This window comes from Pseudoalteromonas sp. SR41-8, from assembly GCF_014163915.1.
Classification (GTDB): Bacteria; Pseudomonadota; Gammaproteobacteria; order Enterobacterales; family Alteromonadaceae; genus Pseudoalteromonas; species Pseudoalteromonas rhizosphaerae.
Window position 1 is genome coordinate 17752 of sequence record NZ_JACJEE010000020.1, and the last position, 22472, is coordinate 40223.

The 22472-nt window shown below is 40.2% G+C and carries 21 protein-coding genes and 1 riboswitch; of the genes, 7 read left to right on the top strand and 14 right to left on the bottom strand.

Features of this window, described 5'->3' with window-relative positions:
• Positions 1 to 73 precede the first annotated feature (73 nt).
• Positions 74 to 406 carry a hypothetical protein gene (locus tag H5162_RS13845; protein WP_145235156.1) on the bottom strand — a complete coding sequence of 111 codons (333 nt, stop codon included), beginning with the start codon at positions 404 to 406 and terminating at the stop codon, positions 74 to 76.
• Positions 407 to 422: 16 nt separating this feature from the next.
• Positions 423 to 1151, bottom strand: a complete 729-nt coding sequence (locus H5162_RS13850; RefSeq protein WP_145235154.1) for a DUF2982 domain-containing protein — start codon at positions 1149 to 1151, stop codon at positions 423 to 425.
• Positions 1152 to 1398: 247 nt separating this feature from the next.
• On the opposite strand from H5162_RS13850, the gene H5162_RS13855 reads away from it, so the two are divergent.
• The 3 genes from H5162_RS13855 (at position 1399) to msrA (ending at position 6240) form a co-directional block, all read left to right on the top strand.
• The gene (locus H5162_RS13855; RefSeq protein ID WP_182760239.1) at positions 1399 to 2451 is read left to right on the top strand and encodes an efflux RND transporter periplasmic adaptor subunit; all 1053 of its coding nucleotides are present in this window, start codon (positions 1399 to 1401) and stop codon (positions 2449 to 2451) included.
• Between the two features lie 3 nt (positions 2452 to 2454).
• Entirely contained in the window at positions 2455 to 5553 is a 3099-nt protein-coding gene (locus H5162_RS13860) for an efflux RND transporter permease subunit (protein ID WP_145235151.1), read from the top strand.
• Between the two features lie 150 nt (positions 5554 to 5703).
• The gene (msrA, locus tag H5162_RS13865; RefSeq protein WP_182758410.1) at positions 5704 to 6240 is read left to right on the top strand and encodes a peptide-methionine (S)-S-oxide reductase MsrA; all 537 of its coding nucleotides are present in this window, start codon (positions 5704 to 5706) and stop codon (positions 6238 to 6240) included.
• Positions 6241 to 6328: 88 nt separating this feature from the next.
• Here msrA and H5162_RS13870 read toward each other — a convergent pair whose 3' ends face one another.
• Positions 6329 to 8173 carry a TonB-dependent receptor domain-containing protein gene (locus H5162_RS13870; RefSeq protein ID WP_182778788.1) on the bottom strand — a complete coding sequence of 615 codons (1845 nt, stop codon included), beginning with the start codon at positions 8171 to 8173 and terminating at the stop codon, positions 6329 to 6331.
• A 33-nt stretch (positions 8174 to 8206) separates the two neighbouring features.
• Positions 8207 to 8385, bottom strand: a riboswitch (cobalamin riboswitch).
• A gap of 173 nt (positions 8386 to 8558) precedes the next feature.
• Entirely contained in the window at positions 8559 to 9041 is a 483-nt protein-coding gene (locus H5162_RS13875; protein WP_145235145.1) for a YajQ family cyclic di-GMP-binding protein, read from the bottom strand.
• Between the two features lie 161 nt (positions 9042 to 9202).
• On the opposite strand from H5162_RS13875, the gene H5162_RS13880 reads away from it, so the two are divergent.
• Positions 9203 to 9556, top strand: coding sequence for a VanZ family protein (locus tag H5162_RS13880; protein ID WP_182778789.1), 354 nt, complete (start codon positions 9203 to 9205; stop codon positions 9554 to 9556).
• On the top strand, positions 9549 to 10451 hold the full coding sequence (locus H5162_RS13885) for a ketopantoate reductase family protein (protein WP_182778791.1): 903 nt from the start codon (positions 9549 to 9551) through the stop codon (positions 10449 to 10451). The genes H5162_RS13880 and H5162_RS13885 overlap by 8 nt, the downstream gene beginning before the upstream one ends.
• A gap of 29 nt (positions 10452 to 10480) precedes the next feature.
• Here the strand turns inward: H5162_RS13885 and thiI are convergent, their stop codons facing one another.
• Positions 10481 to 11938 (bottom strand): tRNA uracil 4-sulfurtransferase ThiI, encoded by a 1458-nt coding sequence (thiI, locus tag H5162_RS13890; protein ID WP_182760243.1) that lies wholly within the window; start codon positions 11936 to 11938, stop codon positions 10481 to 10483.
• A gap of 104 nt (positions 11939 to 12042) precedes the next feature.
• Positions 12043 to 12693, bottom strand: a complete 651-nt coding sequence (locus tag H5162_RS13895; RefSeq protein ID WP_145235136.1) for a TetR/AcrR family transcriptional regulator — start codon at positions 12691 to 12693, stop codon at positions 12043 to 12045.
• Positions 12694 to 12943: 250 nt separating this feature from the next.
• On the opposite strand from H5162_RS13895, the gene coaD reads away from it, so the two are divergent.
• Both coaD and H5162_RS13905 read left to right on the top strand, forming a co-directional pair.
• Positions 12944 to 13426, top strand: a complete 483-nt coding sequence (gene coaD, locus H5162_RS13900) for a pantetheine-phosphate adenylyltransferase (RefSeq protein ID WP_145235133.1) — start codon at positions 12944 to 12946, stop codon at positions 13424 to 13426.
• Positions 13423 to 14817, top strand: coding sequence for a capsule assembly Wzi family protein (locus tag H5162_RS13905; protein WP_182778793.1), 1395 nt, complete (start codon positions 13423 to 13425; stop codon positions 14815 to 14817). Before coaD ends, H5162_RS13905 begins: the two co-directional genes overlap by 4 nt.
• A 17-nt stretch (positions 14818 to 14834) precedes the next feature.
• Here the strand turns inward: H5162_RS13905 and H5162_RS13910 are convergent, their stop codons facing one another.
• The 8 genes from H5162_RS13910 to argC all read right to left on the bottom strand — a co-directional run bounded on the left by H5162_RS13910 (position 14835) and on the right by argC (position 22279).
• Positions 14835 to 15305 carry a hypothetical protein gene (locus H5162_RS13910; RefSeq protein ID WP_182778795.1) on the bottom strand — a complete coding sequence of 157 codons (471 nt, stop codon included), beginning with the start codon at positions 15303 to 15305 and terminating at the stop codon, positions 14835 to 14837.
• A gap of 81 nt (positions 15306 to 15386) precedes the next feature.
• Positions 15387 to 15917, bottom strand: coding sequence for a hypothetical protein (locus H5162_RS13915; protein ID WP_182778797.1), 531 nt, complete (start codon positions 15915 to 15917; stop codon positions 15387 to 15389).
• A 35-nt stretch (positions 15918 to 15952) separates the two neighbouring features.
• On the bottom strand, positions 15953 to 16168 hold the full coding sequence (locus H5162_RS13920; protein WP_182778799.1) for a hypothetical protein: 216 nt from the start codon (positions 16166 to 16168) through the stop codon (positions 15953 to 15955).
• Positions 16169 to 16442: 274 nt separating this feature from the next.
• Entirely contained in the window at positions 16443 to 18308 is a 1866-nt protein-coding gene (gene argH / locus H5162_RS13925; RefSeq protein ID WP_182735353.1) for an argininosuccinate lyase, read from the bottom strand.
• Between the two features lie 57 nt (positions 18309 to 18365).
• A complete protein-coding gene (locus H5162_RS13930; protein WP_145235122.1) occupies positions 18366 to 19568 on the bottom strand; it encodes an argininosuccinate synthase in 1203 nt (400 codons plus the stop codon).
• A gap of 10 nt (positions 19569 to 19578) precedes the next feature.
• The gene (locus tag H5162_RS13935) at positions 19579 to 20499 is read right to left on the bottom strand and encodes an ornithine carbamoyltransferase (protein ID WP_145235120.1); all 921 of its coding nucleotides are present in this window, start codon (positions 20497 to 20499) and stop codon (positions 19579 to 19581) included.
• A 7-nt stretch (positions 20500 to 20506) separates the two neighbouring features.
• Complete coding sequence (gene argB, locus H5162_RS13940; protein WP_145235118.1) at positions 20507 to 21268, bottom strand: acetylglutamate kinase; 762 nt, start codon at positions 21266 to 21268, stop codon at positions 20507 to 20509.
• 6 nt (positions 21269 to 21274) lie between these two features.
• Positions 21275 to 22279 carry an N-acetyl-gamma-glutamyl-phosphate reductase gene (argC, locus tag H5162_RS13945; protein WP_182760245.1) on the bottom strand — a complete coding sequence of 335 codons (1005 nt, stop codon included), beginning with the start codon at positions 22277 to 22279 and terminating at the stop codon, positions 21275 to 21277.
• Positions 22280 to 22472 lie beyond the last annotated feature (193 nt).

Consider the following 22472-nt stretch of genomic DNA (forward strand, 5'->3'; position numbering starts at 1 on the left):
ATAGCCTTAATGTTAATAGCCACGCCAATCAATAAATTAAGCAACAACAATGCCAGATACAAAAGAGAGGATGTTATAAATAGCTATCTTGGTGAATACGGACAAATAACTTTGTGCCTATTTTACTATAATCTATCTTATACTCACGGCCATCTAACGCCTGAATAAACAGTAAACGCTTCTCTTCACCAAATACGTCTACACTGCCAACATAGACCATTTCTAAATAGCGTTCTTTAGCTTCACGACGGTTTTTTGGCAACTCTTCTTTGAATGGTTCTAAACCATGTTGAGTTACCTTTATTTTTGGGTGCACTTCAGAATTCACGATCACTAAATCGAGTTTTTTATCTTTATGGATTATGGTATTTCTGCCACTTTTAATAAAAGATCTATCTTGACTCATCGCTTCATCCTACTAACTAACGCCTATTTTCAGGCGTCTTACTCTCTAATTGAGATTCAATAAATACTACTGGGTTATTCCGCCATGCATTTAAGCTGTGGCTAAAATCCCAAATACTTCTATCCAATACACTTGCTGGTAACAGTAAATCATATCCTGTTAATTGTCGTAGATGTCGCATTCTATTAGCAAACATGGCTATAAGGCCATTAAAACTGCGACCATTCACAGAAGTGTAATGATTATCCTCAACTAACCATTCTGATGGGCAATTGCCATTTTTGCAATGTTTTTGAATTACTTGCATAAATAAATGTCGTTGTTCGATCAATAATTTACCTGCAATTCTTGGTCCTAGTTGTAATAAAAATTCATCGGTGTCGTTAAGTTTGATACCTACAGCATTTAACTCAAGTTGCTCAAGTTCTTGTTCTACTTTAGGAATACCACTGTAATTTAGATTTTCTTGCTTAACACACCAGCAGCCATACTTATGCTGGTAAGTAAGCTCCTTTTCTGTAATAACTAAACTGTAAAATGGCTCTTGAGTTTTTAAAAACCCAACAAAAATGGCAGCCAAACATAAACTCACCAAGAAAATTTCGAAAATGCTAATTTCGTCGGGCCGCAGTAAATTAACTAGCATTATAAATAAAAGCCCAACCGCACCGACAGTGAGAGTTTCGATACCATTGCGCGCACCTTGCGCACGCAATTTCAAAACAGCGTTTTTGCGTTTAACCATAACGATAAAAAACAATATAAAAAGCGTACATAATTATAGCCCAAATTATCAATTTACGTATTTTCATACAACGCGGACATTTGCTCGTTAACTTCATAACTCTCTCACACACCAACATAAAATGGGAACAAAATGAAAAACAACTGAACTTTTACGCCTAACCGACAGATTTATGAGATACGCGGCCGCCAATTCACGCTGTAATTTTGTACACTAGAGGCAATTAATTCTCCGGTATTTTTTAACAATGTATGCAAAGCAATCTGGCAAAGCGCTCTTTCCATTTATTATTACTCTACTTTTGGGGCTATGTGTTTATCTTTATTTACCAAGCAGCCAAGGTGAGCAATCTGACTTCACAGCTAATGCAACGCAAGTAACCGCTCACACTGTTGCAAGTGAAGAAAATGCTGTCCTCATTGAGGCTATCGGCAGTGCCCGCGCTAATCAAGCAATTTATATACAAAGCGCACAAAATGATTACGTAACTGACATTTATTTCAAAGACGGTGATTTAGTCAGTAAAGGTCAAAAGCTCGTACAATTGCAATCGCAGCAAGAAGAGCTCACTGTTAAAGAGCTGGCAATCAACTTACGCGAAGAAAAACGTCAACTTGAACGCTTAACAGAGCTTTCTCGCTCACAAGCAACTGCAAAGTCATTACTCGAAGAGCAACTTTCTCGCGTTGATGCAACCGAAGCTCAGCTTGAAAACGCCAAAACAAAATTATCTGAAATGACTATTACCGCGCCTTTTTCAGGTATTTTAGGTAAGCGTCAGATCTCAGTAGGTGCGTATGTAAATAACAGCACAATTATTACAAGCTTAGATGATATAAGCATTATTAAAGTCGATTTTAAAGTCCCAGAAAAATACCTTGCGCAATTAAACGTTGGCATGAAAGTAATGACCCAAAATGATGCTTACCCTGAAAAAACCTTCACCGGTAAAGTAACGCACGTTAGTGCTCGGATTGATTCAATCACCCGCAGTGTTGAAGTCACAGCAAGCTTCGCGAATAAAAGTGGTTTATTACGCCCTGGCATGTTGCTCAAGACCGCGTTACAACTTAGCTCGAATCAAGCGATGATGGTGCCAGAGAAAGCGGTGATCCCACAACAAGATAAACATTATGTTTTTCAAATTGAAGACGGAATAGCAACCAAAGTAGAGGTTCACGTTGCAGGTCGTCACAATGGCTGGGTTGCCATCGATGAAGGTATTAGTAATGGGCAACAAATTGTTACTGAAGGAATTATTAAAATTCGCTCAGGCAGCAAAGTTACTGTGAAGGGGTAAACTGTGAAAATTACTGATACCAGTGTCAAACGTCCCGTTTTTGCAATTGTAATTAACCTACTGTTACTAACCTTTGGCTTAGTGGCTTTTTCGATGTTACCGCTGCGCGAATATCCTGATATTGAATCACCCATAGTCAGTGTAAGCACTGAATATACGGGAGCGTCAGCCGAGATCATTGAAACAAAAATTACCCAAGTGCTGGAAAACCGTATTTCCGGTATTGAAGGCATTAAAAGCATTAATTCATCAAGTAGAAATGGCCGCTCAAATATTACCATTGAGTTTAATATCAGCCGTGATATTGATGCCGCATCAAACGATGTCCGTGAACGTGTAGCGCGCGCACTTGATAGTCTACCTGAGCAAGTACGCCCGCCAGAAGTATCTAAATCTAACAGTGATGAAAGCCCTATTGCATGGTTTTTACTCAATAGCGACACAATGGATTCATTGCAACTGTCTGATTATGCACAGCGCTTTATTGTCGACCGTTTAGCTGTGGTAGATGGTGTTTCCAATGTACGTGTTGGTGGTGAACGTAAATATGCCATGAAAATTTGGCTCAACCGCCAAGCAATGGCTGCTCGTGGCATAACCAGTAGTGACATAGAAAACACCCTACGAACTGAAAATGTTGAGCTACCTGCAGGTGAGATAGAATCTATCGACCGTGACTTTACAGTTCGAACAGCGCGTAGTTACAAAGAGCAGCGTGATTTTCAAAACTTAGTAATTAAACGTGGCGACGATGGTTACTTAGTTCGTCTTGGTGAAGTCGCTGATGTAAAATTAGAAGCCGCTGACGATGAAAGCTTATTCCGAGGTAATGGCCGCAATATGGTTGGCCTTGGTATTGTTAAACAAGCTAAAGCGAATACACTTACCGTGGTTGATAATGCCCGTGCTGAACTTGAAAAAATCAAACGCAACCTGCCAGAAGGCACAACTATTCAAGACAGCTACGACTCGTCAATATTCATTAAAGAATCAATTAACGAGGTTTACAGAACCTTGGCTATTTCTATGGCCTTGGTGGTATTAATTATCTTCTTATTTTTAGGGAACATTCGCGCCACCTTGATCCCAGCGGTAACAGTCCCAGTTGCGCTGGTCGGTAGCTTTATGTTCTTATTGGCGATGGGTTACTCAATTAACTTATTGACACTACTGGCGCTGGTGCTAGCAATTGGCTTGGTTGTTGATGACGCGATTGTAATGCTAGAAAACATTCACCGGCGTATCGAACTGGGCGAACCTGCCCTACTAGCCGCTTATCGTGGCGCCCGTGAGGTTGGCTTTGCAATTATTGCCACCACCTTAGTGCTGATCTCGGTGTTTGTCCCCTTGGTATTTATGGATGGCCGTATCGGCGCATTATTTACCGAGTTTGCGATGGCCGTCAGCGCCGCGGTATTCTTCTCAAGCATTACCGCATTAACACTCTCGCCAGCGTTGTGTTCATTAGTACTTAAACCATCCTCAAAAGAGAGTAAATTCAGCCAATGGATGGACCGTATCTTTAGTAAGATTGAGCAAAGTTATAAAAACTCTTTACGCTCAAATATGACGCGTTCAGGTGGTTTAACAATCACCCTACTGCTGGCTGGTTTTGTTAGTTATTTACTGTTCCAACAAATTCCTTCAGAACTTACGCCAAAAGAAGACCGTGGTACTTTCTTTATCATGATGAGTGGCCCTGAAGGGGCAAGTTATGAAAATAACGCCGCCAACATGGCAAAAATTGAAGAACGTTTAATGCCTTATTCCGAAGCGGGCGAACTAAGTCGAGTGTTGGTACGCGTTCCTGGCTGGGGTGGCAGCGGTGGTGTGGCAATTGTTGGTATGGCAGACTGGGATGAACGTAAACGTTCAACTTGGGAAGTAATGGATGAGATCAGTGCAAAAATGACTGAAGTCACCGATGTGCGCGCGTTTGCTATTATGCGCCGTGGTATTGGTGGCGGTGGCTCATCACGGCCCATTGAGTTTGTCCTGCAAGGTAATGATTATGCACAATTAGCTGATTGGCGAGACCGGATCATTGAACGTGCAGAGAAAAACCCAGGACTGGTGCGTATTGACCATGACTACAAAGAAACCTTCCCGCAGTTTTTGATCAGTATCGATAAAAACAAAGCGGCGGATTTAGGGATTTCAGTTTCGGATGTTGGCCGCACCCTTGAAACCATGTTAGGCCAACGCCGTGTTACCACCTTTATTGACCGTGGTGAAGAGTACGATGTGATCTTAAAAGGCACTAAAGCTGACTTTGCTGATCCTACCGATATATCAAATATTTACTTAAAATCACGCAGTGATGAACTGGTTCCTCTAGATAGCTTAATTAGCTTAAAAGAAGAAGCCACTGCATCAAGGCTAAATCGTTACAACCGAATGCGTGCTATTACTTTGAGCGCTAACCTCGCCGATGGTTATACCCTTGAAGAAGCGCTTAACTTTTTAAATAAAGTGGCAATGGAAGAAAACGAAATTGATGGCGCCATTGATTATAAAGGTGAATCGCAATTATATTATGAAGGTGCCTCAGCGATGACGTATGTTTTCATTCTAGCGCTTACTGTTACCTTCTTAGTTTTAGCCGCTCAGTTTGAAAGCTTTATGCACCCCTTTGTGATCATGCTCACTGTGCCACTGGGTTTGATGGGCGCAATGTTTGGTTTATGGGTTGCAGGACTAACCATAAACATTTACAGCCAAATAGGCATTGTAATGCTGATTGGTCTTAGTGCTAAGAACGGTATATTGATTGTCGAATTTACCAATCAATTGCGCGATAAAGGCGTAGAGTTTAGTGAAGCTATTTTACAAGCAGCAACCCAAAGATTGCGACCAATTATTATGACCTCTTTGACTACGGTAATGAGTGCGGTGCCACTAGTGCTAGCCTCAGGCCCTGGTGCAGAGAGCCGTATGGTAATTGGTGTAGTGGTGTTTACTGGTGTTATTGTCGCAACCATACTTACGCTATTTGTTGTTCCTGCGGCGTACTATGCGCTGGCTCGCAATACTCAGTCTCCTGAGTTTTTACAACAAAAGCTCAACCAACAAGAAGCTGAAAGGCCGCTAAAAGAGCTTTAATCTCATCGTAGCGTTGCAAACCCATAGCAACGCTACTTTTCACTTCAACACACTTCCCTGCCGTAATTAAATGAAATAATAAACCTCCTTGCTCGTTCTTCTGTTACGCTAGATAATCCGTGTAATTTAACAGCTTTAAGGAACAACTAAATGAGTATAACAAATGAAACTGCAACATTTGGTGGTGGCTGCTTTTGGTGTATTGATGCCGCGTTTAGGCGCGTGAAAGGCGTTTTACAAGTAAGCTCTGGCTATACTGGCGGCGAAACAACTGAGCCTACGTATAAACAAATTTGCACTGGCCTCACCGGCCACGCAGAGGTTGTACAGATTAAGTTTGACAGTAGCCAGATAAGCTATGAGACCTTACTGGCGATGTTTTTTACCCTGCATGATGCCACTCAGCTAAACCGCCAAGGTAATGATATAGGCACCCAATATCGAAGTGTGATTTATTATCATGATAGCGAGCAGCAAGCGCAAACTAATCAATATATTGCAAAATTACAAAGCCAAATACGCGAAGATATCGTCACTGAAGTTAGCCCTGCAACCACTTACTACCCAGCAGAGCAGTATCACCAAGACTACTACAACGAAAACCCTGAGCAACGCTATTGCAGTTTATTGATAGCACCTAAGCTGAAAAAGTTTGAGAAAGACTATAAACAGTTTTTAGTAAACTAAGCAAAGTGCTAAATAAGCATTTTCATCTGAATATAAAAAAGCCCGACAAACAAAAGTGTCGGGCTTTTTTATTTAAGCTAGAACGAGATCAGAGCTGGTAACTTGCGCCAACAAAGAAGCGACGGTCAACTGTATTGTAGTAAAACACTTCGCCAGTTGCATAATCCATACTTGAGTCAACCGCGTTGTATTGCTTATCAAATAAGTTTTCAACACGAGCAGAAAATGAAAGCGCACTGTTAAATTGATAATTTGCAGTTAAGTTCCATAACGTATAAGAACTAAGCTCTGTTACTTTACCTTGACGATCACTACGGTACTGCATATCAAAACCGGCATCAAAATCGCCCCACTGCTTCGCAACAGACCAGTTCACAGTACGTGGTGAAACATAAGTTTGTGCTACACCCGTTTCGGTATTTTCAGCATTTAAATAAGTAAAATTAAACTGATTATCAAAACCAAGTACTGTTTTGGCAAAGCTAAACTCAACACCCTCATGGCGTGCTTCAATTATATTTTCTGGCTGCCATTTACCAGCTGCATTAGGTGCCCATGCAATTAGGTTTTCAATATTATTTCTGAATATTGATATATCAAGCTTTGCCTGAGAAAAGTCTAAACTCAAACCTAACTCTTGGTTAGTTGATGTCTCTGGTGCTAAATTTGGATTACCTGGAGATAAAGGGTCAGGAAAATAAAGATCATTAAATGTTGGCGCTTTAAAGCCCGTGCTTTGGCTCAATCGAAGTGTTGCACGCTTATTTAAGTGATAACCAACAGCTGCGGCGTAAGTTGTTTCATTACCAAACTGCTCATCATCATCTAAACGCAATGCTAAATTTGCAATGAATTTATTATCATCAAAATAGCCCCCAAGAAATGCAGCTTTAGCTACTTTGCTATCCGCTAGATAAGCCTTACCATTAGTAAATATTTCATCTTTATACCAATTAAGCCCGCCATTAACGGTTAAAACTTGGCTTGCATTATAACTGCCGTGGTAATCAAATTGTTTACGTTTTGTTTTATAACTATTAGTAATAATCGCACCAGTGTAATCATAGCCTTTGTTGTCAGAATCATCGGTTGCAATAGCAACATTAATTGAGTGCTTATGATCGGTAAAGGATTTATCCCAATCCAGCCCTAGCTGATAATTTTCAAATTCATTATTTTCTACGATACTATCAATAGGCGAGAAAGCATTGTCGTATTGTGCATTACCTTCACTGTATTGACCCAGCGCTTTAAGCTCACCTAACAGCTCATCTGCATAGCGAATATTAAATCCTAAATTTTTGTTCTCATAACCATCTTCATCCGATGCTACGCCTTGCAATACGTCAAAGCCATCCGTTTTTTCAAACCCAGCATTAAACGACGCTTTAACAGCATCAACTACCGTTGTACCTGCAACTTGATAATTTTGATAAGCATCAGTACCAAATGTTGCATCTAGGCTGACGGATTCCTTTGTACGAGTAATAATATTGATCACACCAGCGAGCGCGTCAGACCCATAAACTGCAGCACGAGAACCTTTAACAATTTCAATGCGCTCTATTGAATTAAGAGGAATATTACTAATTGATTTATAACCAAGGGTTGCAGAGCCCGTACGTACGCCATCAATCAAAATAAGTGTATGTCGTGAGCTTGAACCGCGAAGTGACACGCCAGAACTTTGCCCAAAGCCACCATTGGAATTTATTTGAAAACCAACTTGGGTTGCTAGTAAACTCGGTAAATCACGGACATTACTTGTTTCAATATCACTGCGCTCAATAACAGTTACACTGGCAAGTACATCAGTAATTGATTGTTCAAATTTATTAGCGGTTACCGTAAGGCGTTCAATTGATTGCTCTGCAGACACAGAAAAAGACAACGCAGCGGCAATTGCTACGCCTAAAGTAGATTTGTTTAACATGATATCCCCTGACCCGCGCCCACCGCACAAGTAATAGTAAATTGACTTCAAGGCCGGTCTCCGGACTTAACATAACTCGCTAATAAATTTAGCTAAAAGTATGTATCACCGTTGCGGGGGCAGTGTTGGACTTCGTTTATATCCTATAAACGCCACCAACTTCCCGATTATCTTGCTTTACTTAATCAACAACCTTGAAAAGTAACCACAAGCACCTTGAAAATAGGTCGCTATTGTGATTATTTTAAGCACAAAAGTCAATGGACGGCTATACATCTAAACACTCTAGGTTCTAGGTATAATCATAAGTTCTAAACTAAAAAAGCCAAACTACATTGCTGCAATTTGGCTTTTTCTAGCACCTAGAAACCTAGCTCCTAGCTTTCTAATCTCTAAAGTTTTTAAATTGAAATGGCTGCCCTAAATCGGCACTGCGCACTACTTGCATGGCTTCTTGTAGGTCATCACGCTTTTTACCCGTTACACGTACTTCTTCGCCTTGGATCGCGGCTTGTACTTTTACTTTAGAGTCTTTAATGGCTTTAACGACTTTTTTAGCCATATCTTTTTCGATACCTTGCTTTAGCGCAACATTACGGTAAACATTTTTTCCCGCACGTGAAATATCTTGCAGCTCTAAACTTGATACGTCCATACCGCGTTTTGATATTTTGCTCGCTAAAATATCAAACAACTGCATAACCTGTGAATCAGCTTCTGCTTTTAGTTTAATGGTTTTATCATTAAGCTCTATTGACGCATCAACGCCTCTAAAGTCAAAGCGAGTTTCAAGTTCACGGTTAGCGTTATCAACAGCATTTTTTGCTTCGTTCATTTCGACTTCCGAAACAATGTCAAATGAAGGCATAAGTCTCTCCTAACAAGATATTTTTAATTCAAATTTATATTGTCGATAATTATACTATATAAATTTTATAAATCTTTACACTTTTCTATGCTTTGTTCAGGTGCGATACGAAATTTGTTTGATATACTGCGGTTCTATTTTTAAACGATTTAGGATTTTTCGTGACTCGGCGTGTTTATAAAACTCTATTTTTAATCAGTATTCTGGTATTTACCTTTTTGTTTGCCCGCGATTTTAGGGGCGTTGGGGTATCGTCACTGCCTCATCTAGATAAGTTAGTGCATTTTATTATTTTCTTTGTTCTGGCAGCCGTCATGGTCAGAGCGTTCAAGCTACCTGTATTCGTTCACCTCGTGTTATTAGCATTTTATGGCATCGCTATTGAGCTAATGCAAAGCACAATCCCTTATCGTAGCGCATCTGTTGCTGATGTTGTTGCTGACTTTTCTGGGGCTGCTAGTTTCTTTTTGTTGTTCGGTATTTATTCTCGTTTTAAAAAGAATCAAAATGGCTAATATATTCGTCGTTGGCGATGGTGCCATTGGGCTGCTCTATAGCCATTATTTGAGTCAACAGCACAGGGTTACCCTACTTACCAAGCATGCTATTGACGAACCTCGTTTTTATCAACAAGCAAACGCGCCAAAACAAGCAATTAATTGCCAACTGACAAACCTGACTCAATTATCCAAGCACGGCCAAGTCGATGTTATTATTTTTACTGTTAAAGCATATCAAGTTGCCACCGCATTTAGGCAACTAAAGCCTTTTTTAAGCGCTCAATGCCAACTGATTTTATCTCACAATGGCATGGGTAATGTAGATGAAATAAATAGCGAACTTACAAAACAACAAGGACTATATTTTTTAACAACACGTTTAGCGGGCTACAAAGATGCACCTTTTAGTGTGTTGCATACTGGTATCGGGAGCAGCATTTTAGGTGATTGTAACCAGCAAGCAAAAACACAACTCGCTGAAGTTAAAAATCTACTAAACGCTATTCCTGAATTAACAACCACAAATAATATACAACAATTACGCTTTGAAAAATTACTCGTTAATATTGCTATTAATCCACTCAGTGCGCTGCACAATGTGAAAAATGGCGCACTGACTGCACCACAGTTTAGTGGCATAATTTTAAATATCTTAAACGAAGCGTGTACCGTAGCAAATAAACTAGGTATTAATGTGCGACTTGCTGAAGCATTAGCGAACGCCTATCAAGTGATGAGTGATACCAAAAACAATTACTCATCAATGCATCAAGATGTCGCCCATAATCGCATCACAGAAATTGACGCGATGTGCGGTTATATTTGCCAAAAAGGTAATCAACTCGGTATTAATACCCCTCACAATCAATCTTTACTCGATGCTATCAGACATAAAAAAAGCGCGATTTAACTCGCGCTTGTTATTAATAACTATCAACCTTACGGGCGATAAACTTTAACATTGGCAAAGCCATTTTCATGTAAAATAAGCGCCTGTAGCTGACTCATTACACCTTTAGTGCAATATAAGTAGTAGTCTTTGTCTTGTGGTAGGTCTGCAAATTTGGTCGCTAAGCGGAAAAATGGCAAATGCACAACTTCTATCCCATCAATTTCAAGCGGTGCTGCATCTTCTTCTTCCGGCGAGCGAATATCAACAACAACTGCATCAGCTGGTAAATCAGAAACTGACTCTGCCTCTTTTAGCTCTTGTTTAGCTTCAACGTCAATGTCACGAATATCCATAATACGTGCGTTTTCAATAACAGTATTGAGCACATCAAAATCAAACTTTTGCTCTTCAGCTTCTACTACGGCAATTTTAGCTTTAACTGTAGGCTTTTTAGAGATCACACCACAGTATTCCGGCATAGTTTCGGCCATTTCTGCGGTGCCGATTTTACGAGCGATGTTTATAATTTCTTGTTTGTCGTGTTGGATCAGCGGGCGTAATATAAGCGTTTCGGTAACACGGTCAATCACACTTAAATTGGCTAATGTTTGACTTGAAACTTGGCCTAGACTCTCACCGGTAACAAGCGCTTGAATCCCCATTTTTTCAGCTATTTGGCTGCCTGCACGCATCATCATACGTTTGAGGACTACACCCATTTGACTGTTTTCAACATTTTCTAAAATTTCGGCAACAACGGGGTCAAAGTCAACACTGATAAATTTAACTTTATGGGTTGAGCTAAACTGCTTCCAAATATAATAGCTGGCTTGTTTAACACCAATCTCGTGCGCCGCACCACCTAAATTGAAGAACAAAAAGTGCGTACGAGCGCCTTTGCGGATCATTTGATAACTAGCAACGCCCGAGTCAAATCCACCTGACATTAACGACAAGACATCTTCTTGCGTTGGTAATGGGAAACCGGCCATACCATGATGGGTGTGCGTTACTACGTAAGCTTTATCATCTTTAATTTCAAGGCGAATAGTTACTTCAGGATTTTTCAGTCTTACGCTGGCGCCATCGACGTGTTGATTTAACCCACCCCCAACATAACGCTCTACATCGGTAGAAGTGAAATCATGCTTACCTTGGCGTTTACAACGCACACAGAATGTTTTGCCAACAACAGTGTGACCAACCATATCTAGCGCTTTTTCGTAAATATCGTGCAGGTTTTCGTAGTTAGTTTCTGTCACTTCAATAAACTGCACGATACCTGGGATCCGTTGTAAGCCATCGATAAAATCAATACGCATTTGCGCGTCATCTAATTTAGTTACGACGGATATATTGTCCCAGTTATTTTGTACTTGTACTTTTTCGTCAAGCTTGCGTAATACAATTTTAATGTTGTTCTCTAACAACTTAGTAAAACGTTTTCGCACAGAACGGCTTTTAATGGCTATTTCAGGATGGAGTTTGACGATAAATTTAAGCATAGTTTACTCGTTAGACAATATTTAGGATTCACGCACCCACGTGTTGGGCGCGGGATTATAACAAAAAATCTAACGTCTAGGAAATAAACAACCGCTGCGTTTAATTAAACGGCACCTGCCTGTGCCGCTAATTTACTGTATTTTTCGCGTAACAAGTTAATTTTTGGGATGCTTTGCTCTGTACCAAATGCTTTAAAAAGTGCTAACACTTTTAAGATACCATTATAAATATCTTGCTGAATTAACTCACCGCTTAACCGTCTAGCTTTAATGTAAGGAGTCCAAAAACTGACAGTAATTTTTAGCATGTGAGCAAGCTCAACAGCATCTTCATCGTCAATTGCGATCATACCAACTTCACGCAGGCCAATTACAATTTCGCGCACTTGGCTTAACAAAGCTGCTTGGAACTCAATATAGTCTTTTTTCAGTACTTCGTCGCGAGATAAAATATCACCCAAATTGTCATAGAAAAAATGAAAACGCCACATCAACTCAAACAAAGCATCAAGATACCCAGTTAAGTGTGTCAGTGCTTCATCCTGCTTTTCCATTGGCACAAACTGAGTGTGCAAATGCTTACTATATAATGCAAAAATATGGCGAATAATGTCTTCTTTATTTTTAAAGTGATAATAAAGATTACCGGGACTGATGCCCATGTGAGAAGCGATATGATTGGTTGTTATCGCGCGCTCGCCATGTTGGTTAAATAGCATTATGCTAGTTGTAATTATTTTATCCTTGGTACTCATATCCTGCGACTCTGATTATTTTTATTAGAGTAAATGACCATAATTCACTCAGTATTATTAGCCGCGCAGTATATACAAATATAATCCAATAAAATACTACCTTGAAAATTTCTAATCCATAATTCGTAGTTATTGTTTCTTATTGAAATAAACTCATTTACAAATGAAAATATGCAGTCGCAATTTGCAGGCTGATCTGGACAACAAAGACTGTTAATATAACCCTCAAAATAACACTAAGATGATATTTATGAAAGTCACCGCAATTTACCCTGGTACCTTTGATCCATTAACCAATGGACACACAGATCTGATCCAGCGGGCAGCTAAAATGTTTGATACTGTAATTGTTGCAGTTGCTCACAACCCTAGTAAAAAACCCTGCTTTAGCCTTGATGAGCGGGTAGCAATTGCCAATAGTTTACTCACTCATTTAGATAACGTCAGTGTTATTGGCTTTTCTGGATTATTAGCTGATTTAGCACGCGATCATAGTGCTAATGTGTTGATCCGCGGTATTCGTGCTGTGTCTGACTTTGATTATGAGTTTCAGCTTGCCAATATGAATCGTCGTTTAAATCCTGATTTGGAGAGTGTTTTTTTAACCCCAGCTGAAAAAAACTCATTTATCTCTTCAACCCTCGTTAAAGAAGTCGCCCGTCATAAAGGCGATGTCAGTGAGTTTGTACACCCTATTGTAGTAAAAGCATTGCAGGAAAAGTTACACGGATGAAGTTAAATATCTATTTAAGCGCCTTAATTGCCATTGCTACACCGGCGTTTGCAACACCTTGGATTGAAAGTGACGACCCTTTATTACGCGCTTCAATTGAAATGCTCTTTAACCAAGGTGTGATTAAACAACCGATCAATAGTTATCCCCTAATGTGGCAAGGTATTGCCAGAGATTTAAGTACAATTGAAAGCAGCAGTTTATCAACACAGAGTCAATTTGCTTATCAACACGTAAAACATGCCTTAGATAGAGCTAAACAAGGCAGTAGCTCTGGTGTCAGGCTTAACTACAATAGTGAGCCAGCTTTGCAACAAAGCTTTGGTAAGCGCGATCAACAAAAAAGTGGTATAAATAGCTATGGCTCTATCACTGGCGACCGTGTTAGCGCCAAAGTCAGTGTTAATTACGCTGATGAGGCACTAGATGATGAATACACAAATTATCACGGCAGTTATTTAGCAGTATTAATCGGCGGCTGGTCTGTCAGTGCAGAGCAAGTAAGCCATTGGTGGGGACCCAGTAACGATAACGCACTACTGCTATCAAATAATGCAGCACCAATGAAAGGGCTACGGATAAACCGCGCTAACACCCAATATGTAGGTCCAAGCTGGCTCTCCTTTATTGGTAATTGGCAGTTAACCGGGATTTACGCGAAACAAAAACCGCATTTAAGTAATGGTGAAAAAGGCAACTACTGGGCTATGCGCTTTGCCAGCACACCACTTGCGGGGCTTGAGATTGCATTTAGCTCAGCGGGCTCTGATTATTTAACCAGCACAGAAATAGCCCCCAATTCGCTCGAACTGATAACAACTAAGCAACGCTTAACCAGTTTAGATGCTAAGTACTCAACCAGCATCGCCAATCAACCGATTGCTTTTTATACTGAGCTAATGGGTAAAAATGACAGTGGTATTGCGCCCAGTGATCCTTTTTATACCCTTGGTGTAGAGAGTTTTTTTGGTGATCAAAAACAGTTATTAAAAACCTATTTTGAATATTCAAATACCCAACAAGATTGTACGGCCCAACTTAGCTGTAATGAGGCTAATGAAAGCTTTACGAACTATGCCCAAGCCTATAATCATAAAGACCGCTTAATTGGCTCTGCAACACCACAGCAAAGTAAATCAGCAGTATTAGGTGCGCATTATCATACTATGAACGGTTATGGCGGCTATGCGAAGTTACGTTGGTTTAAAACTGACATCACCGACTTGACTCAAGTCGCTGAAACGTTTGAACGCTTACAATTAGAGCTTGGTTATCAGCAGGCTATTTTTAGTGGTTTATGGAAGATCAGCGGCTCAGTGTATAAAGACGAACTTGCTAACGAGTCTGATACCAACAGCGCATTAAAAACCAGCTGGGAATATCGGTTTTAAGTGTTCTAAACAAGGGCCTAATGTTTATTTAGGCCTCGTAACCGATTATACCCACGCACCAAACCTAAAAAATCTTTGTTACACAATAATGCAATAATCATCATCACATCCATAATATTAACCGTGACAGAATAAACTTTCCAAAACCACCAAGGCTCAAAACGGTTAACGATGCTGACATCTATATGCATGCCAATAAATAACAGCATATTCACTGTTAAACCTATGCTTAGATATAGCTTAGCTGGGCAATTTTTAATAGATTTGTTTTTAGCAATGAGCAAAATCACAACGAGGAGAAATAAATCACAAATAGCCCAAATAGAATAGCTGTAATAGCTATACATCATATCAACCCCAAGTGATAAATTGAGTAAAGGGTCAGAAACAAGATAAGATAAAAAAATAGCTAATGACATCCACATAACAGAAGGATCACTACTTGGAGCTGATGATTTTTTAACAACATTGTATAGAAACGCCATCATGAAGCCCCACATAATGAGTGAAGCTAAATAGATACTGAAATACTCTTGAAACAACGTCATTAATTAATTTTAAAAATTGCTTTAGCAATTTTTAAAATTAATCGCCGGTTTTTTCTTTGTCCATTTAGAATATAATTTACCGATATGTAACCAATCTTTCCCAAAGATCAGTGTTACAACCATGAAAAAATCTACTGTATTTATGCCTACAGAGAAAAAGCTCCAAAACCACCAATAATCTTTATTCTCAAAAACGACAATATCAATATGCAAAATTAAATATAAAAGTGTATTAAATGATAAGCCAAACATTACGTAATACAATGTTGAAGTAAAACGCAACCTTAACAGTTTGTGAGAAAGTAATATAACTAACATGGTAACTACATCATATGTAGCCCAAATAGAGTAAATAGATACACCGGCATTCAAATCGACAATTTCATAACTGAGCGAGTATGAAAATAACATTAAACAAGAAACAACGAGTGGTGAATTACTTCGGTCTTCGACTGCAAACTTTAAAAATAAGTTATACAGGCAAGCCATTAACAATCCCCAAATGATTATAGTATCAAAGTGAATTCCCAAAGATGTTAAATCAAAATACATACACCAGCTCGTTTTTTGTCGAGTCTATCAGCAAACTACGAAGGACGACGACGGTCTGGCTCAGTTGTAATACCACCACCACCGCGCTGAATTTCAGCTTCGCCTTTAGACGCTAATAGAGCTTCATTAGATATAGACACTGTATCAGATTGTAGGGTTTTATTACTAGCGCTTTGTTCAAGTGCTGGCTTTGATTGTTGCATATTATTATATGCTTGCATTTGTAATTGGCTGTTAGCTGTAACTTGCATAAGATTAATCCTTTCAATAAATGTTGAATAAAATGACTTATTAAATAAGCCACTGTTTTTAACGCTCTGATAACTGCTTGGCGCTTTTAAAGATGAACTCACGCTGAGCCATCTTACACCTAGTAATAAGCAATTACTGATCCAACATTTAAAAAAACGATCTTTTTTTGATCTTTTATTTGCTACAGCTAACCAATACAACAGGTCATACCAGATATAGCAAGACATAAAAAAACGCACAGGGATAACCGTACGCTTTTTATATCCAGGGATTTTAAGCCACGTTTTTACACGGGATCTCCGTACTCGTACTTAGCTTTAAAATAAATTCCATTGCGACTTCGTCACAATTGTCTCTGCGTAAACACAGTTCACAATCTTTCATTACCTTTTCCGGTAAGCTGTCTTTAGTACAGAATGTGAAACCTTGTTTCTCAAAGAAATCAGGTACTCGCGTCAAAACAATGATGCGATTGAGTGCCAATTTTTTGGCTTTAACTAATAAATGTTCAACTAACTGACGACCTTGCCCAGTAATACCTGTTTCAGGATCTATCCCTAGTGAACGAATTTCAGCAAGACCAGTATCATAAATATACAATGATGCGCAGCCCGCGACTTCTCCAGCAACTTCGGTAACTGCAAACTCATTGATCGAATGTACCATGTCACTTTTAGCACGCGGTAAATTTTCACCTACCGTAGCCCAGTGCTGGATCAATTTAGCAATTGACTCTACATCGTCAAGATTAGCGTCACGAACTGTTATTTGCTGTTTTTTTTTGGCATCTTTAACTGCAACTGTAACTTGCTCTAAAGATGTACCACCAAGTGCTTGACGCGCTTTTATACATGCGTCTATCTCTAGTACAGCATATACGTCCTGTGCAAAAATACTATGCACCGATTGGAATTGTTCTAAACTTAAATCTTCTAAGTTATTCCCTTGTGCGATAGCCATTTGTACCAACACACCAACAATATGATGACCTTCCCTAAAAGGGATCCCTTTGGCGACTAAATAGTCAGCAAGCTCTGTCGCATTTGAATGCCCGCCCTTAGCGGCGGCTAAAGTACGATCGCCATTTACTTTTATACCTTTGATACACGCTTGCGCCATATGAATACAAGCTAGCCACGTTGGCATGGCATCAAATAAGCCTTCTTTATCTTCTTGCATATCTTTATTATAGGCAAGTGGCAGTGCTTTTAACGTCATCATCATGGCACTAAAGGCACCAAATACACGCCCTGTTTTGCCGCGAATAAGCTCTAGCGCATCGGGGTTCTTCTTTTGTGGCATCAATGATGAGCCTGAAGTAACATTATCTGCTAACTCAATGAAACCCGCTTCACCCGAATTATAAAAGATCAAATCTTCTGACATACGCGATAAATGGATCATAGAGATTGATGCACAGCTTAATAGCTCAACCACAAAGTCACGATCTGATACGGCATCTAAACTATTTTTAGTCGCAGCGGTAAAACCTAACCCCACGGCAAGTGCTTGCCGATCAATTGGGTACGCAGTACCGGCAAGTGCCCCACTGCCCAAAGGGCAAAAATTCATTCGCGCTTTAGCATCTGCTAAACGGCTTTCATCACGTTCGATCATTTCCACGTAAGCCATACACCAATGACTAAACAACAATGGCTGAGCACGTTGTAAATGGGTATAACCAGGTAAGATAGTGCCCAGCTCACGTTCAGCTAAAGCGATAAACTCACCTTTTAACTGACCAAGCGCCGTAAGTATGTGAGCGGCGGTATCACGACACCATAAACGAAAGTCAGTAGCGACCTGATCGTTACGACTACGTCCGGTATGTAATTTTTTAGCTAAGTCACCCACTTTTTCGATCAATGCAGCTTCAACATGTGAGTGAATATCTTCAGCTCCTGACGTTGCCACAGCTTGTGGATCAGCTTTTACTTCGTCGAGTAATTCATATAACGCAGCGACTAACTTTTTGTGTTCATCACTACTTAATACGTCAACCTGCTTAAGGGCACCTGCCCACGCTACAGAGCCAACTATATCTTGCTCTGCGAGTTGATAATCGAAGGGAAGTGAGTCGTTAAATTGTTTAAACGCCTCATCTGGACCCGTAGAAAAACGTCCGCCCCATAATGCCATGAAATCTCTCCAAACCCTGAAATTGCCCCGCCTTATTGCTACGAGGCTGTAGTAAAATTACTTCTTCGCTAGTGCTGAAATTCTGCTTGAAAGCGAGAATAAACGAATAAAGCCTTCAGCATGCGATTGGTCGTAAACATCATCTGCACCAAACGTAGCAAAATCTTCGCTGTATAAGCTATTAGGTGATTTTTTCTGAACCGCTGTTACTTGGCCTTTATAAAGCTTAAGAATAACTTCACCAGTAGCCACAGTTGATAACGCTTCTGCGCCCGCTAAGATTGAATCTTTAAGTGGTGTAAACCAACGACCGTCATATACTAAATGTGAAAACTCGCCGCCCAGTACTTCTTTCCATTTGCGGCTTGCTTTATCAAGTACTAACTCATCAATCGCTTGTAATGCCGCCATGATCACTGTGCCACCAGGGGTTTCATAACAACCACGGGATTTCATGCCCACTAAACGGTTTTCAACGATATCAACACGACCAACACCATGTGGGGATGCAATATCATTAAGTTTAACTAGACAATCATACGGTTTAAGCTGCTCGCCATTGACAGCAACAACTTCACCTTCAACCACGTTTAAGGTAACAAATTCAGGCTCATTGGGTGCTTGCTCTGGTGAGCTAGTCCAAGTCCACACTTGCTCACTTGGTTGACACCACGGATCTTCAAGCTCGCCACCTTCGTGAGAAATATGCCACGCGTTTGCATCACGGCTGTAGATTTTAGTTGCCGATGCAGAACATGGAATATTACGCTCTGCCAAGTAGTCAAGTAATGACTCACGGCTTGATAAGTCCCACTCACGCCATGGCGCAATAACTTGAAGATCAGGCGCAAGGGCCGCAAAACAAGATTCAAAGCGCACTTGGTCATTACCTTTACCAGTACAACCATGAGAAAGTGCATCAGCACCTACTTTACGAGCAATCTCAACTTGCGCTTTAGCAATAATAGGACGTGCCATTGACGTACCTAATAAATAAGTACCTTCGTAAATTGAACCGGTTTTTAACGTTGGGTAAATATAATCACTTACCATTTCGTCTTTTAAGTCAACTACATAACATTCAGACGCACCAGATGCGATCGCTTTTGCTTCAACGCCTTCAAGTTCTTCAGCACCTTGACCTACATCGGCAACAAACGCGATAACTTCACAACCGTAGTTTTCTTTTAACCATGGCACGATGGCTGACGTATCTAAACCACCAGAATAGGCTAATACAACTTTTTTAATAGAACTCATTGGTGATACCTTACACAAAATTTGGATTTAATAATGAAACAAGCAATGCGTTTTGCGCATGCATACGGTTTTCTGCTTGTTGTATAATTTTTGACGCCGGACCATCCATTACCTCAGAAGTAATTTCAAATTCACGGTGTGCTGGCTGGCAATGCAGTACAGTGTCAGCCCCAGTCTGTTTAAGCAACGCCGCATTTAATTGATACGGCATGTACTTTTCTTTTACTTGTTCAAGTGGCGTATCATCGCCCATTGATACCCATGTATCGGCATACACTGCGTTAGCGCCTACAGCCGCTTCAACACGATCACTCACCATCACTGATGCACCATTCATTGCGGCAATTTGCTCAGCCTGCTTTAAAATTTGCGAGTCTGGTGAACTACCTTTAGGGCATACGGCAACAAAATCTGTGCCTAAAGTAGCCGCAAGTAACATCAGTGAATGCGTTACGTTGTTGCCTTCACCTAAATAAGCTAATTTTAGCTGGCTTACATCGCCATATACTTCTTGCAGTGTTAGAAAGTCAGCAAGTGCTTGGCATGGATGATATAAATCGCACAGACTGTTGACCACAGGTACGCTTGAAAATTCAGCAAGTGTGGTTAATGTTTTATGCTGATATACCCGCGCCACAATACCGTCAGCCCAACTGGCAATGTTCAATGCAAAGTCTTTTACTGATTCACGTGCGCCCATGGCGCCATTTTGTGAATCAAGATACACAGCATGTCCACCTAACTTATTAATACCTATATCAAATGATAAACGCGTACGTAAGCTTGGTTTTTCAAATAAAGTAACCACCGATTTGCCAGCCAGTGCTTGACTAAAATCAGCTGGGTTAGCTTTAATTTTTTGCGCTAAGTTAAGTAATTTAAGTGCGCCTTGTTGGTCTAACTCTAGACCCGATAAAAAATGATTAAACATATAAAACCTATGGTGTAATTTTTGTTCCGACGTGCTCACCCGCGAGTAGAGCAATTAAGTTTTCTGGCTTTTGCCAGCTCGAAATGTAAACGCCACGTCGTAAGTGCTGGGCAGCAAGAAGGCTGGTCTTTACTTTGACCTCCATCCCACCCAAAATTACTCCTTCTGCAATTAAAGTATTGATCTGGTTTGTGTCAAGTTGATGTAACGGCTGTTTATTTGCATCAAGTACAGCTTCTACATCAGTCATAAAAATAATTTCCGCATTAAGCTCTTTAGCTATTGCCGCCGCGGCTTCATCAGCGTTTACGTTATACCAAAGGCCATCTTCACCAAAGCCGATAGAGCTGACCAGAGGTAAACGACCAAGTTTTAATAACTCCGGTATCACACTTTGCACACCGCCGTCACAATTACCAACTTGACCAAGCGCTTTGAGTTTTTGTGACGAAATAATGCCCGCTTCGTATAAACTAAGCCCGACGGGTTTATGACCTGCGATAATTGCTTGGCTCATTAATTGTTTATTAGCACACCCAGCAAGCGCGCCAACAATATAAGGCATTTGCTCTTTTGGACTGATGCGTAAACCTTGATGTTTCGCACTAGCAAAACCAGCCTCAGTCAACCAATTATCAACTAGTGAACCGCCACCATGAACGATGACAAATTGTGCTTGAGTTTGCGATGCAAGCGCCTCAAATAACGCTTTAGCCGCGTCTTCTGTATTGAGTACTGCACCACCGAGTTTAATGACCCATGTTTGCATTACTAACTACCCTTTTAAACCTGTACTATGGGCAATACCCATGGCTAAATTAATGCACTGCAATGCTTGCCCTGCAGCACCTTTTAATAAGTTATCAATAGCTGCCATCACAATTAGCTGCGTACCTTGCTGCTGCCATGCAATATCAACGTAAGGCTGCTTTGCAACTCCTTTAATTGATGGCATTTTATTACCAAGCAATCTGATCAGTGGCTCATCAGCAAGCACTTGATAAGCTTGTGTAACTTGCTCTGGTGTAACTCCAGGTTTCAATTGCACATAAATAGTTTCTAAAATACCGCGTGGAAAATTACCTAAATGCGGCGTAAATAACACCTTGTGACCTAAATGCTGCTCAATCTCAGGACTGTGTCTATGATTAAACAATCCATAAGGTGCTAACGACACTTCACAAAAATGCGTGGCTACACTAGCTTTACGCCCCGCACCGGTTACACCCGATACAGCATTAATAATAATGGTTTGATCGGCTAATAAGCCGGCTTGTTGCAAAGGTTTTAACGCATTCAGCGCTGCTGTTGGATAGCAACCAGCCACAGCGACTAACTGCGCTTTAGCGATTGCTTCACTATTCCATTCAGCCAATCCGTAAGCCGCTTCACTGAGTAATTCCGTATGTTGATGCTCAAAACCATAATAAGTTTGATAATCTTCATTACTGCTTAAACGGTAGCCACCCGATAAATCAAATACTTTTTTGCCCATGCTTAAAAAACGTGGCGCTAAGTCAACACTCACTTTATGATCAGTACACAAACATACAAAATCGGCCGACTTTTCAATGTCGTTATAAGCGCTCTCACTAAGAGGCAATAAAGGAGAATCAAGCAAACCTAAATGCTCAGGATACAAGTCACTTAATAATTTACCCTTATCTAAGCTTTGCTCAGATACATAGCAACCAGCTAAGGTTAATTGCGGGTGTTTTACTACCAAACTTGCTAATTCTGCGCCGCTATAGCCACTTGCGCCAATAATCACTACTTTCATTCGTTACTCTTTTTGGTTTTTTGTTACTACATATATATTCAAATCGGGTTTAACAGTGCATAAAACACTATTTTATGAATGAAATCTGGTTATCGTCGTTTTATATTCATTGCGTCGCTTTAATATATTTATGCTTAAAAAGTGAATTGATATTCATCATAAATACTTTTATATTGTTATGCAATTAGATTGA